Below are 16,806 nucleotides of genomic sequence, written 5' to 3' on the forward strand. Positions count from 1 at the left end.
CGATGGGCCGGCTGTTCTGGAAGTTTTTCCTGTCCATCCTGCTGGCCCAGGTGGCGGCCACGATCGGCGTCGGCGGCACCTTGTGGCTGCGCGACCAGGCGCGCCAGCGCGGCGGCGAACCCACGCTCGACAAGAGTCCCCCCGCGACGATCATGCTGGACGCCGCCGCCGCGACGCTGAAGCACGGCGGCATCGACGCGTTGCGCGACCTCGCCGCCGGGAGCCGCCGCATGCATTTGTACGTTCTCGACGAGCAGGGCCACGAACTGCTCGACCGGCCCGTGCCCGCCAGGCTGCGCGAGGAAGTCGAGCGCAACCTGAACGGCGACGGCCACACCCATGCCGTCGCCCACCTGACGGGCGCCGACGGCCGCCGCTACACGGCCTTCGCCTCGCGCGCATGGCATGTGCCGGGCATGGACGGTCCGGGTCCGCGCGGCTTCGGCACCGGACCGGGCGCCGGACCGCCGCCGGCCGGCCCAGGCGACGGCGACCCGGGCGCGCGCATGGACGGCGGCCCCGGCGGCCTGGGCGGCCCGGGTGGCGGCTGGTTCGGCCTGCCGCCGGAATTCAGCCGGCACGTGGGCCCCTGGCTGCCCATCGTCGCCGCCACGCTGGCCAGCCTCCTGTTCGCCGCCCTCCTCGCCTGGTATTTCTCGCGCCCGATCCGCGCCCTGCAGCGCGCCTTCGACGCCGCCGCGGCGGGCGACCTCGCGCCGAAGTTCGCCCACGCGGCGCCGCGCCTCATCGGCGACGAGTTGGCGGAACTGGGCCAGGATTTCGACCGCATGAGCGCCCAGCTGCGCGCCCTGATGGATGGCCAGCGCCGCCTGCTGCACGACGTCTCGCACGAACTGCGTTCGCCGCTCGCGCGCCTGCAGGCCGCCATCGGCCTCGCGCACCAGCGGCCGGACCGCCTGCAGGCGTCGCTCGAACGCATCGAGCGCGAAAGCGTGCGCATGGACCGCCTCGTCGGCGAGCTGCTGACGCTGTCGCGCCTGGAAGCGGCGACGACGCTGCCCGCCACCGAGCCCGTCGACCTCGTCGAGATGGTCGACCAGATCGTCGACGATGCCCGCTTCGAAGCCGGCGCGGTGGTGGAGGTCGACGCGCCGGAACCGGTCACGGTGCGCGGCGCCCCGGACCTGCTGTGGAGCGCCGTCGAGAACATCGTGCGCAACGCCGTCAAGCATGGCGCGGGCGGCCCCGTGAACGTCTGCCTGCATCCGGACGGCGACCTCGTTCACATCGAAGTCCTCGACAAGGGCCAGGGCATCGCGCCCGAACACCTGGGCGACGTGTTCGAACCGTTCTTCCGCTCCAACCCCACGCTCAACAACGTCGACGGCCATGGACTCGGACTTGCGATCGCCAAGCGGGTCGTGGAGACGCACGGCGGTCGGATCTCGGCCGCCAACCGGGCCGAAGGCGGCTTGCGCGTCACGATCACGCTGCCGCGCGTGGCGTAATCAGCGCCCGTACCAGTAGCGCGCGTGCTCGTTCCTGTAGCCGCGCCAGGCCACGTCGGCGCCGAAGTCCAGCGTCAGCGCGCCCGCGTCGTCGGTCCGCAGGCGCAGGGCGCCGAGCGTGCCGTAGCGGTCGTAGACTTCGGGCTTCGGATGGTGATAGCGGTTGCGGTACCCGACCTGGAAGATCGCGATGTCCGGACGTACCGTCTGCAGGAAGGCCGGCGTGGACGACGTGCCGCTGCCATGGTGCGGCGCCAGCAGGACGTCCGCGCGCAGGCGGTCCGCTGCACGATCGACGAGCGCCGCTTCCTGCGCCGCCTCGATGTCGCCGGCCAGCAGCACCGTGCGCCGGCCATTGCTGATGCGCAGCGTGCAGCTGCGCGCATTCGTCTTCAGGTGCGCGTCGTCGTAGCTGGCCGGCGTCGGATGCAGCATGTCGAACGCGATACCGTCCCATTCCCAATGCTGGCCGGCGCTGCAGCGCACGTGGCGTGGCGCCGCCCGGACGATCGCGTGATCGGCGGGCAGCGACGAGGCGAGCCAGCCCGCGTCGACGCCTTCCAGCACCGCCAGCGCCCCGCCCGTGTGGTCCTTGTCGCCATGGCTGACGACGATCCCGTCGAGCGTGGCGATGCCGCGCATCCGCAGGTACGGCAGGATCACGCGGCTGCCGCCGTCCGCGCCCGGGGCGTACGCGGGGCCGGTGTCGTACAGCAGGCGGTGCCGCTCCGTTTCAACGAGCAGCGCCATGCCCTGGCCGACATCGAACGCGGTCACGCGAAAAGTGTTGTCGCGTGGATGGTCCGGGCGCTGCAACAGCATCGGCAGCAGCGCGACGGCCCCGGCCCAGCGGTGCGGCCAGCCGCGCGGCATCAGCATCCACAGGATGCCGCCGAGTCCCAGCGCGAACACCCACGCCTGCGGCGCCGGCGCGCGCCACACGGCACCGGGCCAGCCGGCCATCAGCCGCAGCAGCCAGGCGAGCATCTCCACCGTCCAGTGCGCGAGCAGGAGCAGCCAGTCGCCCGGCGGCCCGGGAACCAGGCTGCCGGCCAGCGCGAGCGGCGTCACGACGAAGCTGACGAGCGGGATCGCCACCGCATTCGCTACCGGGCTCACGATCGACACCTGGCCGAACAACAACAACGTCAACGGCACCAGTCCCGCCGTGACGGCCCATTGCGTCCGTCCGGCCAGCAGCAGCGCGCCGCGCGGTCCCGTGGGCGGCGGCCCGATGCGGCCATGCCCCGCGAACAGGATGACCGCCACGGCCCCGAACGACAGCCAGAACCCCGGCCACAGCACGGCCCACGGATCGAGCAGCACGACCACCGCGAGCGCCGTGCACAACACGTGCGACACGGCCGCGAGACGCCCCATCCACAACGCGAGCGCGACGACGGACAGCATGTACAGGGTGCGTTGTGCCGGCACGCCGAAGCCGGCCAGCAGCACGTACAGCAAGGCGACGACGGTGCCGGCCAGCGCGGCGGCCTTCTGTGCCGGCAGGCGCAGCGGCAGGCGCGCATCGGTGAAGAACGAGCGGCGCCACAACGCCGACACGGCCCACGCGGCGAGCCCCGCGATCATCGTGATGTGCAGGCCCGAGATCGAAATGAGGTGACCGATGCCGGTGCGGTTGAACACCTGCCAGTCGGCCTGCTCGATGCCGCGCTGGTCGCCGATCACCAGTGCCACGACCACGCCCGCGTACGTGCGTCCCGCGAGTGCGGCCTGGATGCGCGCGCGCAGCGCCGCGCGGACGCGCTCGACGACCGCGCCGGGACCGACCACGAACGCGTGAAGCAGCCGGTTGCCGTCGTCGGCCCGCACATAGCCGGTGGCGCGCACGCCCTGTTCCAGCAGCCACGCTTCGTAATCGAATCCGCCCGGGTTTGCGTTGCCGTGCGGGCGCTGCAGGCGCACCGTCAATTGCCAGCGCTGGCCCGGCTGGACGTCGCCGACCGTGGCAACCGTGTTGCGCGAGCCCGAATACCAGGAGAGCGCTACGCGCCGTGGCACCTTCAGCGCGCCACCGACGACGTGCTCGACCGCGAAATTGAAGCGCACACCACCATCGAAGCGATAGGGCAGATTATCGATGGTGCCCACCAGGGTGACGTCGCGCCCCTCGTCCACCGCCGCCAGCTGATCCGCGAGCGCGCCGTCCGCGAGGAACGCCGCCCAGCCGAAACCCAACAGTGCGCCGCCGGCAATCAACAGGGGGATCCGCCGCCGCGGTCGCCGAACCGTGAGGCAGGCCAGCAGCAAGGCCGCCCCGAATGCCAGCGCGCTCCATGGGGGAAGCGCGGCCCGGCACTGCAGCCACGCGACGCCGGCGACAAAGCTGCATATCGCGATCCGCATGGCGCCTGCCTTTCGTCTGGCACTGTCCAGCGTATATCTTACGCAGCGCGGACGGCTGAAGCGGCGCTACCACACCCTCTGTTGAGCTGCCACAGCTGAAGAGCGCTGCGGCGGCGCCACTCGACTCAGAACGTGAATCGCACGCCGGCGCGATACATGCGACCGAACAGGTCGTACAGCGACGGATTGATGCCATTGCCCGAGGTCGGCGCGTTGCGGTTGGCCACGTTGTCGATCTTGGCATAGGCCATGACGTTCTCCGACACCTTGCAGGTCGCGCCCAGGTCGACATACAACACGCCCTTCATGTGGTTGTTGTCGATGGTCTGGTGGATAGGCGTGGAGACCGGACAGTTGGTCTGGCACTCGATGTACTCATTGCTGTAGACACCGTTGCTGATCCAGCGCTCGCTCAGCGTCAGGCTGCCGCTGTCCGACGACCAGCCCTGAGAGGCCAGCAGCTTCCAGCGCGGCGTGGTGCCCATGTTGACGCCCGCCCCCTGCGTCGGAATGGTGCCCGGCACGCCCGAGTCCGTAATGTTGTCGATCGTATGCGTGGCCAGCGCGCGCAGCGTGAACATGCCGGGCAGGCCCAGGCCGGCCATGCTGCCGCGGTACGAGGTCTCGATGTCGTAGCCCTTGAGCTTGAGCGACGCCAGGTTGAATTGCTGCAGGCGCACGTAGTTATTCGTCGGCACGGGGTTGTCGAGCACCATGGCCGCGCACAGGTCCTGGTGCCCGGCGTCGCACAGGTCGACCTCCTGCTGCAGGCCCAGCGTCGAAATGACGCCGTTCACCTTGATCGTGTAATAGTCGAACGAGGCACTGAAACCCGGCGCCCAGCGCGGTTGCGCGAGGACGATGCCCAGCTCCGTGCTGCGCGCGACCTCCGGCTTGAGCGCTGGGTTCCCGGTGACCTGCTGCTGCACCGTCAAGGTCGTGCCTTTGTGGTTCACGACGTTGTTGGTGATCACGACCGGCGCGAACAGTTCGCTCAGGTTGGGCGCGCGCACGTCGCGCGAGGTGACGGCGCGCAGGCGCACCCCGTCGATGCTCGTTTTCCAGGTTCCGCCGATCTTCCAGGTCTTGGCGTTGCCGGCGGTGCTGTAACTGGTGCCGCGTCCCGCCACGTTCAGGTTGGCTTCGCCGAGCCCGGCCGACTTGAACAGCGGCAGATTGACTTCCAGGTACGCTTCGCGCACGGAATAGGCGCCCGAGCCGTTGTGGTAATTGCCCGCAAACCAGTTCGCGCCGGACGACGTGTTCAGCAGCGGATCGGCCGGGTAGGCGGGCGAATTCGGGCTGTCCGCCGTGACGCCGTTGCCGTACGGGTCGGCGCGCACGGAATAGGCCTCCCTGCGGTACTCGAGACCGGTGGCGACGGCCAGCGGACCGGCCCACAGCGCGAGCGGCTCGCCGCTGACGTTGAAGCTGGCCACGTCCTGGGTCTGGCGGGCGTGCTGCTGCGGGCCGTTCGGCGGCATCACATAGGCCAGCGCACCGGTGCTCTGCGGGACGTTGCCGATGATGTTGAGGGGCTGGCACCCCGAATTGCGCGCGACGACGTTGCGGCAGACGATGCTGCCGTCGGGCAGACGGATGGCGTCGATCGCGGCGTTATAGCGCGGCGTCAGCGTGATGTTGTTGACGTACAGGTCGGTGCGGTTGATGCCGCGCTGGTAGTAGCCGTTGTACGACCAGGTCGTACCGCCGGCATCGAAGCGGCCGTCGGCGCCGATCACGTAGCGCGCCATCCGACGGGTCGGCTCGACGCTGATGTATTTCGGCAGATTGGCGTTGCCGGTGCCGTACTGGAAGCTGGTGATGTTGTTGGCCGCGCAGGCTGCCGCGATCGAGGCGGGCAGGAACGGATTGTCGCACTGGATGGTGAGGTTGGCGTTTTTCGGCGCCCCGCCATTGGGCTGGTTCTGCGAATTGACCTCGGCCGCGTTGATCGTCATGTAGATCTCGTGGTCGTCATTGATCGCATAGCCGATGCGGGTGTAGGCGTTCTGGCGCTTCAGCTCCGAGGCCAGCGTCGTGGTATTGGCCGACACGCCGGACAGGTCGCCGCCCACGCAGAACGGGCTGATACAGCCGCTCACGCCGCCCTTACCGTCGGGCACGCCGTTGGAACCGTAGTTGAACTTGTACGGCACGCCGCCATCGCCGAAGGCCGTGCCTTGCAGCGGGCCGGAGGTGATCAGGCCGTAGAGGTTGTATTGGTAATTCTGGGCGTTACGGATGTCGTAGATCTGCGGCTTGCCGTCGGTGGTCTGGGCAAACGGGCGCGTTTGAAAGGCCGGCGCCTTGAACGCGGTGCGGCCGTTCGGGCCCGGGCCGGCGCCGAAGCCGTTGGGCGGTATGCCATCCTCCTTGCTGCGCTCCACGCTGACCACGACATGCAGCTTGTCGTCCAGGAAGCCGCGGCCCCATGCCGCCTGCAGCGTGACGTTCTTGTCATCGTGGTAGGTGGTCTCGCCCCCCTCGATGTTGGCCTTGAAGCCCGTGAATTTCTTGTCCGTGATGAAGTTGACGACGCCGCCGACCGCGTCCGAGCCATACGACGCCGACGCGCCGCCGGTGACCACGTCGACGCGCTTGACCAGCAATTGTGGAAACTGGCTGATGTCGGTGACGCCGGTGACATTGGCCGGCACCACGCGCTGGCCGTCGAGCAGCGTCAGCGTGCGGAACGCGCCCAGGCCGCGCAGGCTGAACGCGCTCAGTCCCTGTTGGCCGCTCGACGTGCTGTACGTCAGCACCTGGCTGCCCGTGCTGCCCTGCAGCGCCGGCAGCTGGGCGATGGTGTTGAAGATGTTCGGCTCGGCCGATTTTTCGATGTCGTCGGCCGTCAGCGTCGTGGTCGGTGTGGGCTGGTTGAAGCCGCGCGCCGCGATGCGCGAACCGGTCACCGTCACCACATTGTCGACAGCCTTGGGAGCGGGCGCTGCTTCCTGCGCGCAGACGGTTGCGGCGCTGATCAGGCCTGCTCCGAGCAATGCTGCGGTGGACAGTTTCAAGGGATAGGGTTGTAGAGGCTGGGCCTCGCTGCGCCTGGCGGGTCGAATGGTCATGAGATCTCCGTTATGATTTTTATCACACCTTGAATAGTGCGAAAAATCATCCTAGGGATGTTACACGCTACCATCCAATTCCTTTTTTTCGTCCTCCGATACAAAAATGGATATCATTTATAAAAAACCGACGCGGCCAGCACTGGCGATCAAGCCAATGCGCGATATCCATCGATGAGAAAACAGACTCGGCCAGCATGAAATGGATTTCATTTATAAAATACCGGACAGCACTGCCAAGGACGAAGGCTCAGGCGAGCGTGGACGGTCCCATTGGCGGCGGCCCGGGCTCGGGTTGTCCGTCCTGTACGGACCCGGCGAGAAGTGCGACGCGTTCCGCCTCGGCGATGCGCATCAGTTGCCACGTACTGCGTCGCTGGATTACTTCCGGACCGGCCGAACGCCCAAACATGCCCACGGCTACCTGGAAGGTCGCAGCCGGAAGCGTGCTTCCGCGCGGGAACCAGCGCGTGCCGTCGAGCGCATGCGCCTCCCCGCAGCGCCACCAGCCGCTCGCCGGACAGATTTCACCGGTCCTGACGTTCGTGCCGGGAGCGGCTGCCTGGACGGGGTCGGCTTCGCCTTCCAGGGCGAGACTGCCCGGTCCAGGCGGGGCAAGGGTGACCAGCATCGGCGTACGGGGACGTAGCCGTTTATCGACCAGCCTCCACGTCGTCGGCTGCGACGGTTCGATGCTCGGTTGGAGACCGCGCAGCTTTTGCCACAGTGTCTGCCGCGGTAGCAGCAGCGCCTGTGGCATGCGGTCGCCTTTGCGTATCCATTGGACCGATCCGCCCTGTACGTCCACGCCGGGGCCGCCTTCGCGGCATTTCCACCAGCCGGATTGCGGACAGATTTCTCCGGCAGTCGCCAGTGCACCCAGTTTCGGTCCGGGCGGTGCCGGCGGCGGATCCGATGGCGGCGGCGAATCGGACTTGCGCAGGCGGATGCTGGACGAAATGCTGTCCCAAAGCTCGAGCACGGCGTCTTCATGAAGACTGGAATCGACAGGTTTTCCCCCGGGGCTCGGGTTTGTGCCGGTTTCCATGTTAAGCAGCAAGTACGGCTGCAAGTGATCATTGCCGACCCCATGCGCCTCCCACATGAAGCTATAGCCCGTCGTGAAATTCAGTTCGCGGACGCGCTCCAGAACCTCTTCCCCGTCAATGCCATTGATGCTCCGCTTGCCCGAGCGCAGCTTTGTCACGCGCAGCATTTCATCGGCGCTGGCGTCTGCGTCGATATCGGCGACACGGACAAGCAAGCTGCGATCAGTGCGACCAGCAGGCATGACGTCGAATGCCAATCCCATGTCCGGATGGCCAGGCAGGCCGAGATGCAGGGTGACATGTTCGTTCTCATGTTCCGGCAAAGGTTCCGCGAAGACCCCTCGCCAGACGCAGAACCCGGGCCCGCGCGGGATCTCGTCCGTGCCGCGCACTTGCAATCGTGCCAGCAGCGTTTCTGCGTCCTTGACACCTTGCGCCTGCTTCGACGACGCAGACATCGTGAAACTCAAACCGTTCATGTGCGCATGGACTTCGATCGACACCGATTCCATATCGATCCGGCGATCCCCGTTCATCATATGCCCGCGGCTGCGGCCGTAAACGAAGCTTCGCCCGGTGACCCCGGGAATACGGAGGTCATGGGCATCGAGCAACCCGCCTTCGCCGCTGTCGTCGTGATCGTGGCCGCGTGCCGCGATCTCTGCCTCGCGTGCCGCCACCCGCCCACGGAATGTGGCTTCATCCTCCTCGACGGAGTCGATCGCGAACCCGGATATCCTTTCGCCCGACAAGCTGACATCGGCCTCGCCGGGAACGTCGACCAGGTACCGTCCGACGCATACCGTTTTCATCTTTCCCGTCATTTTTGCCACCTCGGATCTGTCCCGTATGCTGCGGACCTGGCCAGCGGCCCAGGTACCTGCACAGGCGAGAGCTGCAAGCAAAACGATGAGCTCTCGCCAACCGCGTTTCCTTGTTCGCGTCATGGCAACGTCGGTACCGGCATGGCAACGGAAACTGGGCCCGACGACAAGACGACTTGCCGCATGAACGCATCCATACGAAGGAACGTACGGACGACAATCATTCGCCCATCCAATTTACATTTAGCGGCCCCCGCACACTGGATGAGGCTTGGGGTTTCCTTGCGTCTCATCATGCATGGAGGCGCAACCGATGTGGCGCGACGGCGCCAACGCTGTTTCCCGGTGCGCTTCATTGCAGCTTCTGAACCAGTTTGACGATCAGGTGCTGGGTCAGCATCAGGGTTGCATCATTGTTGTATGCGCCCTGATGATCGATTCCACGCACGTCGAACAACTGGCTGACCTTTCCCCGTGGGCCCGCTCCGGACTGATGTGGCACGGTGCCGTCGCCGGCCACGTCCTGGCGTGCAGGAACAAAGTAGAGATCACTACGTCCTTCCACGCGCACGCGTCGCCCGCCACCCGGGCCATAGCCCGCCCGGGCCGCCGCCTTGATATTAGATTCTGTAAACACGGCGCCGGCAGCCGGGTCGCGTGCAACCCAACGCACCGCGCCAAACGACATGTGTTCCGGATCGGCGCCATAAAATGCGTACGTGTTCGGGTGATAGTACGTATCCAGGACCTTGCGGTGGAACCGCTCGGCCTCGTCGACGGCTCGCCGTAGAACATCGACGACCTCGGTGTCGTTGTAGAGCTTTGCAGGGTCTGCGAGCACAGGGTCGATCAACCTGTACCACGACTGCGTATCGCGATACATGTCGTAGGGGTCACCCGCGGGCAGATGCACCACCTCGCGCGGCACATCTTTATGGTTGACCTTGTTGACCAGGCAGATGTGCAGCCAGGGCTGCGGATAAAGATGATTGGGTAGCAGCTGCAGAGCGCCGGGCGCGGCGGCCATCACCGGCATCGTGTCCTTGGGCAGTTCACCCAGGATTTCGGCGACGTGCTCTGCCTTGATATTGTCCACCTGCCCATTGCTAGGACTCCATTTCTCGGTACCGCATGCGATGCGGCGATAGCATGCGGGCGCACCAAGGGCGGGCATGGCGCCATGGATGACGCCCAGGATCTGCTCCGGGATCTGCTTCGCGCAGGCGCGCGCAACCAATCCACCCATCGAGTGGGTGACCAGGATCACTTGCCGGCATTCGCGCTTGCGCTCAGTCCAGAAAGAAATGATCCGTTCGATACGCTGCCGCAGCCATTTGGCCGATGCGTCGCAGGACTCGAGCCAATTGTAGCCACAGGCATAAACCGGATAGTAATACGCCGCGTGCTTGTCGAGCTCCGCCTCCGTCACCCTGGCGATGCCCCGCACACCCCACTGCGCCGGATCGCACGCCATCACGTTCTTCCAATGGCTGCATATCACACGGACGTTATCCAGCGGATCCATCTCGAACGTGTGATTGAGGCCAACCTGCAAGCCGTACAGCAGCCTGCCATACGAATCCCAATGCACCTCCCCCCACCAGCGCTGCCGCACCTCGGCCTCGGTCGTACCGTAGTTGCGTGCTTCCAGCGGCAAGTGGATATCGCCACGGTTATCCACCTCGAGCGTCCGTGCGTTGAGAAGCTTTTGGCGCTTCTTCGGATCGAACTCCTTCCACTTGCGCGCCGTCTTCAATCCCTCGAATGTCCCGTTCGGCGCCCGCCACGCCGGCTCGCCCGGATCCAGCACGGCGTTCGCCCGCATCGCCGGACTGGTCGCCGCCCGCAGGTTGCTCCCCATGATTCCGGGCACGACGATGACCGGAATGACTTTCGACGGCGGCAAGGTGAACAGCCCGCGTGTCGTGAACGAGGTGGGGGTCAGGACGGTTCGGCCCGTCCAGCTGCCGTCGGGCTGCGGGACGAGGTTGGGCAAGGGGCGGGTCGGGTCTGCCATGCGCGCTCCGTGGTCTGGGTTGAGTTTGCGTAAAATTCTGGGTCAACGGGCCGGGTCGTCGTCGGGGAGGAAGGCCATGTCGACGTCGCCGATCATTTCGCCGATCAGCAACGAGGTGCGGCCCTGTTCGTCGGTGCGTCCGGTGACGGCGCGGCCGTCTTCGAACGTCGCCTTGTAGCGTTGGTTCGGGACCGGCTTGCCGGTCTGCTGGTGCCGCAGCACCACGTATTCGTCCGTGTGCAGGTGCGACGTCGGCATGCGCACGCCTGCCGGCGCCGCCCCGCCGGGGCCGACCAGGTCGTGCTCCGTCGCCTTGAAGACCTGGCGGCCGCTCGTCTGCTGGGTGACGGTGCCGTCGGCCCAGTCGGTCTGCGCGCCCGGCGCGATGATCTTCACGGCCGGCGCTTCCAGTTCGATGCGTTCGGCAGCGATCAGGCTGATGCGGCCCGCCGACTTGATCTGGATATTGCCCACGTGCGTGTGCACGACGATGTCGCCGCGGCCCGCGACGAGGCGCACGCCCAGTTCGTGGGCGAACAGGCTCAGGCGGCGAGCGGCGCGCACGAAAATGTTGGCGCCGGCCGCAACCTCGGCGTCGCCCGCGCTGACGACGTCCACCTTGCCGCTCGCGCCCAGTGCCAGGTTGTCGTTGCTGGCGACGATGACGCCGTTCGGCGCCGTCGCGGCCAGGATGGGTTCCCCGCCGCCCGCGGCACCTTCCGCGACATTGCTGCCCGCATGCCAACGCTTCAGCTTGTCGACGAGGAGGGCGAGGCGCCGGCCCGTCGGCTCGTCGTCCGTGTGGACCGCGGCCAGCCTGCCCACTTCGTCGAGGATGCCCTGCATGACGTCGGCCAGGCCCACCAGGCCGGCGCGGTCGAGCTGGCCGCCTTCCGCCTGCGGGCTCGCCTCCGCGCTGATCAGGACGCCCTGGGCGCCGCGCACGGCCACCGACAGGTCGCTGCGCAGCTCGGCGCCCTCCCCGCGCGGCGTGCCGGTGCCGTCGGCGCGCGGACGCGTCAGCCAGCCGAGATTCAGTTCCGACGTGCCGTGGTCGCTGGCAAGCTGCGCGCTGATCTCGCCGCGCGTATCGTCGAAGCGCAGCTGGTTGCCGCGCGCGCCCTGGATCTCGTGCGTGCGCGTGCCGGATACGTAGCGGTTGCCCGGCAGCGCGCCCGCCTGGCTGAACGCGGGCGGCGCCGTGCGCTGGTTGTACAGCTGGGCGAGGATGATCGGGCGGTCCGGGTCGCCGCCGAGGAAGGCGACCAGCACCTCGGAACCGACGCGCGGCAGCGCCAGCGCGCCGGCCTGCTGCTGGCTGCCGTTGCCGTTGCCGGCCCAGTTGGACGCCACGCGTACCCAGGCCGAATCGGCCGGCGAATCGGACGCGCCGGCGCCGTGCGCATGCCGGTGGTCGGCGACGCGCATGCCGGGGAAGCGGATTTTCACGCGGCCCAGCGCGTCGCAATGGACGTCCTCGCCGGCCGGCCCGACGACGATGGCGCTCTGCAGCGGCGGCTGCGGCAGGTCGGTGCGCGGGTCGTACGCGGGCACGATCGAAATGCCGCGCCGGACCGCGGAAAAGCTGACGCGCACGCGCGCCTGCCCGTCGCCCGCGCGCGGGGCCGGCGGCGCGCCCAGGGCCGCATCCGCCGCCACCTGCCTGGCGTGGCGTTCCAGGTCGCGCGGCAGGTTGTTGTCGGCCACGACGTGCAACTCCGTGATCACGAAATCGCGCTCGGCGGCAGGATGGGTGTCGATCTCCGGATGGCCTTCGAGCGCGAAATACTGGCCGGCGCAGAAGTCGCGCACGCTGCCCTCGCCCTGGAAGCACTTCGATTCGAATTCGTGGCGGCTCATGCGCACCTGGCCCAGGCGCCAGTGGTCCTCGACGTCGTTGCCCGCGTGCGGCATCTCGATCAGGTAGTCGTCCAGCGACGCGGCGAGCGTGTTGCCGCTCGGGCCCTGATCCACGCTGCTGCGCGCGGAGGCCGTCATGAACTGCGCGCCGCCGGGATTCTTGTAGTCCCAGCTGTGGCGCGTGGCGACGCCCGGCTGCAGGCGGCGCGCGGCGCGCCAGGAACTGACGGTGTCGCGGCCGTCCGCCATGCTGTCGCGGTGGTAGCGCACCGTGCCGGCCGCGTTCTGCGACAGGCCGTTCGGGTCGTTGAACAGCACCAGCGTGTGCGCGGGCGTGCGGTCGTGCGCGGGGTCGACGGGGCTGCCGCGGCTGCGGCCCGGCCGGAACACCCAGGGGATGCCGCGCCGCTTGAGCAGGCGGCGCACGAACGCGGCGTCCGACTCGTTGTACTGCATGGTCTGTTCGCGCGGCGGGAACTGGCGCATGTCGAACAGCGGATCGAGCTCGACTTCGAAGGCGTTGGCCAGCACGGTGTTCGACTGGCGCCATTCGGCGCACAGCGCCTGCACGATCTCCAGCTCGTTCTGGTAGCGGAACACGCGGCTGTTGGTGCGCTTTTCCATCACGGCGAACACGTCGCGCAGGACGAGCTCGTAGCCGGCCAGGCCGCCGTCCGCATCGCCCGCGCGCGCCTCGGTGACGATGCCGCACACGCTGCGGAGCATGCCGCGGTCGGTGACGAACTGCAGTTCGGCCGGCAGCGCGATCAGGTCTTTCAGCGCGATGTGCGGGCTGCTGGCGAGGCAGGCGACGCGGTAGTCGATGCCGCCGCAGATCGCCTCGTGGCCCACGACCCGCTGGGGCAGCAGCACGTCCTCCGCGAGCTGGCCGCCGTGGGCCAGGCGCAGGCGCAACGGCCGGTGCGCGGTGCTCAGGACCTTCTCGTGCTGCAGAACCCGCAGGAAATCGCTCGCGCTTTCCACTGTCTCTCCCGTGAACACGCCGCGGCTGCGGCACGAGAATGGATTCTTCCATGCTTCAACCGGCGCGAGATTAACGTGCATCAGGGTGTACAGGAGCGAACTTCGGCGCATGCGGATGGTCCCACGCGGCGCGCCGCGCGGGTGCGCAGCGCGCGCCGGCGCGACTCGATGGAACCGGGCGTGTTCAGGCGCGGTCGCGCCGTCATGAGGGCCGGGTAGGCCCCATGTGCTTCATGCGGGCCGCGTAGTCAGCCCAGCAGCGCGGCCAGGCGCGGCATTGTCGCCAGCGCGCCCGCGTGCGTCGCCGCGCGCACGGCGTCCGCATCGAGTCCGCGCATGGCGGCCAGCGCGGCCCCGATCGCAGGCAATTGCTCCGGGCTGTTGCGGCCCGGGTGGACCCACGCCGGCGAGATGTCCGGCGCATCCGTCTCGAGCACGATGGATTCCAGCGGCAGGTCCACGGCGAGCCGGCGGATCTGCAGCGCGCGCGTAAAGGTCATGGCGCCGCCGAAGCCGAGGTGGAAGCCGGCGTCGATGAAGGCCTTCGCCTGCTGGAAGCTGCCGTTGAACGCGTGCGCGACGCCGCCCGCGGGCCGGATCTGGCGCACGTGCTTCAGCACCTGGTCCTGCGAGCGGCGCACGTGCGCGAGCACGGGCAGGTCGAAATCGCGCGCGATGCGCAACTGCTCGCGCAGGAAGCGCTCCTGCTTCTCTCGCATCGCGGGCTCGCACAGCATCGGGATGAAGAAGTCCAGGCCGATCTCGCCGATGGCCACGAAGTTCGGGTCCGCCAGCGACGCCTCGACCTGGCGCCGCAGTTCGGCGAGGTCGTCGTCCGTCGCCTGCGGCACGTAGATCGGGTGGATGCCCAGCGCATAGCTGGCGTTGGGCAGGTCGGCCGCGAGCCGGCGCACGACGTCGAAGTTGGCGCGCGCGACGGCCGGTATCACGATCATGCCGACCCCGAGTTCCTGCGCGCGCCGGGCGATGGCGCGCGAGTCACCGCCGAATTCGTGGGCGTCGAGGTGGCAGTGCGTGTCGATCCACATGGCAGGGTCAAGCCCCGGCCGGCTGCAGGCCGTGCTCCGTCATGCGCAGCACGCGGTCGCAGCGGCGCGCCAGTTCCGGGTCGTGCGTGACGATGACGAACGCGGTGCCGAGGGTCTTCGACAGTTCCAGCATCAGGTCGAAGATGCCCTGCGCCGTCGAGTGGTCGAGGTTACCGGTCGGTTCGTCCGCCAGCACGCACGCGGGTTCCGTGACGAGGGCACGGGCCAGCGCCACGCGCTGGCGCTCGCCGCCGGACAGTTCGCCCGGCCGGTGGATGGCGCGCTTCGTCAGGCCCACGCGCGCCAGGATCGCCTCGGCGCGCGCGACGGCGTCCTCGCGCTTCATGCGCCGGATCAGCAGCGGCATCGCGACGTTGTCCAGCGCGGTGAACTCCGGCAGCAGGTGGTGGAACTGGTAGACGAAGCCGAGCGAGCGGTTGCGCAGCTCGCCGCGGCGCGTCTCCGACAAGGTCGCGAAGTCCTCGCCCTGCAGGGTCACGCTGCCCGTGCTGGGCGTGTCCAACCCGCCCAGGATGTGCAGCAGCGTGGACTTGCCGGACCCCGACGCGCCCACGATGGCCACGCGCTCGCCGCGGCCGATCGAGAAATCGATGTTGTCCAGCACCTGGACCGCGTAATCGCCCTGGCGGAAGGTCTTGCCGACGTTGCGGCAGGCCAGTATTGCCGTATTCACATTCATGTCATTCATAGCGGAGTGCCTCCGCCGGTTTCACGCGCGACGCGGACCAGCTGGGGTAGATGGTCGCGACGAAGGCCAGCAGCACCGAGACGCCGCCGATCTTGAAGACGTCCGGCCAGCGCAGGTCGGACGGGATTTCGCTGATCAGATAAATATCCTTGGACAGGAACTGCACACCGAGCAGGTGTTCGATGAACGGCACGATGACGTCGATGTTCAGCGCCACCAGCACGCCCAGGCCCACGCCGGCCGCGGTGCCCATGATGCCGACGAGGGCGCCCTGGATCATGAAGATCTTCGTGATCGAACGCGGCGATGCGCCGAGGGTGCGGAGGATGGCGATGTCGGGCTGCTTGTCGGTCACCGTCATGACGAGGGTCGAGACGAGGTTGAACGCGGCCACGGCGATGATCAGCGTGAGGATGATGAACATCATGCGCTTTTCCGTCTGCACGGCGGCGAACCAGTTGGCGTTCAGCTGCGACCAGTCGCGCATCATCAGCTCGCCCGACATGCTGCGCTTGAGTTCCTGCGCGACGAACGGGGCCTGGTGCATGTCGGCGATGCGCAGGCGCAGGCCATTGGGCGCGTCGATGCGCACCATGCGCTGCGCGTCCTCGATGTTGATGAAGGCGAGCGCCGAATCGAATTCGTAGTGGCCGGCCTCGAAGATGCCGCTCACCGTAAAGACGCGCGAGCGCGGGACCATGCCGGCCGGCGTCGTCTGGCCCTGCGCCAGCAGCATGTTGACCTTGTCGCCGATGCCGACGCCGAGCGCGCGCGCGAGCGCGTAGCCCATGACGATGTTGTACTCGCCGGACCTGAGGCTCTCGATGCTGCCCTGGCGGATCTGCTTCGCCACGTCCGACACCTTGTGCTCTTCCGACGGCAGGATGCCGCGGATGACGGCCGGCTTCATCGTGTCCTCGCGCACCAGCAGGCCCTGCGTCTCGACGAACGGCGCGGCGCCGCGCACGGCCGGGTTGCGGAAGGCTTCCTGCTCGGCCTGGCGCCAGTTCGGCATGGTGCCGCTCGCGTCGAACACTTCGATGTGGGCGAGCACGGACAGCATGCGGTCCGTGACCTCTTTCTGGAACCCGTTCATCACCGACAGCACGACGATCAGGGCGGCCACGCCGAGGGCGATGCCGGACACGGAGATCAGCGAGATGAAGGAAATGAAGCTGTTGCGGCTGCTGCGCTTGCCGGCGCGCGTGTAGCGCAAGCCGACCAGCCATTCGTACGGCAGTTTGTGGATGAGACTCATGGGCTCCAGGGTAAATGCTTTGGTCCCGCAGTTTGCCACACAACGCTCATCCATGTGGGGCGTTGTCACAATTGGAAGTACTTTTTCTATCTTGCACACATCATAAAATGTCCGGAACTCCGGGCGCGGCAAGACTATCGAAC

Annotated in this window: 9 protein-coding genes; 1 reads left to right on the plus strand and 8 read right to left on the minus strand. The window is 67.6% G+C overall.

Translation table 11 applies throughout. The features are described 5' to 3' along the window. Positions 1–2 precede the first annotated feature (2 nt). Positions 3–1,469: a sensor histidine kinase gene (locus QPK29_RS02505; RefSeq protein ID WP_371769779.1), complete on the plus strand. Its 1,467-nt coding sequence runs from the start codon at positions 3–5 to the stop codon at positions 1,467–1,469. Here the strand turns inward: QPK29_RS02505 and QPK29_RS02510 are convergent, their stop codons facing one another. The 8 genes from QPK29_RS02510 to QPK29_RS02545 form a co-directional block, all read right to left on the minus strand. Then, positions 1,470–3,836, minus strand: a complete 2,367-nt coding sequence (locus QPK29_RS02510) for a DNA internalization-related competence protein ComEC/Rec2 (RefSeq protein ID WP_371769778.1) — start codon at positions 3,834–3,836, stop codon at positions 1,470–1,472. A 125-nt stretch (positions 3,837–3,961) separates the two neighbouring features. Further along, complete coding sequence (locus QPK29_RS02515; RefSeq protein ID WP_371769777.1) at positions 3,962–6,913, minus strand: TonB-dependent receptor plug domain-containing protein; 2,952 nt, start codon at positions 6,911–6,913, stop codon at positions 3,962–3,964. A 250-nt stretch (positions 6,914–7,163) separates the two neighbouring features. After that, positions 7,164–8,786, minus strand: a complete 1,623-nt coding sequence (locus QPK29_RS02520; protein ID WP_371769776.1) for a T6SS immunity protein Tli4 family protein — start codon at positions 8,784–8,786, stop codon at positions 7,164–7,166. Between the two features lie 352 nt (positions 8,787–9,138). After that, complete coding sequence (locus QPK29_RS02525) at positions 9,139–10,803, minus strand: esterase/lipase family protein (RefSeq protein ID WP_371769775.1); 1,665 nt, start codon at positions 10,801–10,803, stop codon at positions 9,139–9,141. 42 nt (positions 10,804–10,845) lie between these two features. Continuing rightward, entirely contained in the window at positions 10,846–13,758 is a 2,913-nt protein-coding gene (locus tag QPK29_RS02530; RefSeq protein ID WP_371769774.1) for a type VI secretion system Vgr family protein, read from the minus strand. 137 nt (positions 13,759–13,895) lie between these two features. Continuing rightward, complete coding sequence (locus QPK29_RS02535) at positions 13,896–14,696, minus strand: TatD family hydrolase (protein WP_056328868.1); 801 nt, start codon at positions 14,694–14,696, stop codon at positions 13,896–13,898. A 7-nt stretch (positions 14,697–14,703) separates the two neighbouring features. Then, positions 14,704–15,396, minus strand: a complete 693-nt coding sequence (lolD, locus tag QPK29_RS02540; RefSeq protein WP_371769773.1) for a lipoprotein-releasing ABC transporter ATP-binding protein LolD — start codon at positions 15,394–15,396, stop codon at positions 14,704–14,706. A gap of 1 nt (position 15,397) precedes the next feature. Continuing rightward, positions 15,398–16,663, minus strand: a complete 1,266-nt coding sequence (locus tag QPK29_RS02545; RefSeq protein WP_371769772.1) for a lipoprotein-releasing ABC transporter permease subunit — start codon at positions 16,661–16,663, stop codon at positions 15,398–15,400. Positions 16,664–16,806: the final 143 nt, after the last annotated feature.

This window comes from Massilia orientalis, from assembly GCF_030411975.2.
Lineage (GTDB): Bacteria > Pseudomonadota > Gammaproteobacteria > Burkholderiales > Burkholderiaceae_D > Telluria > Telluria orientalis.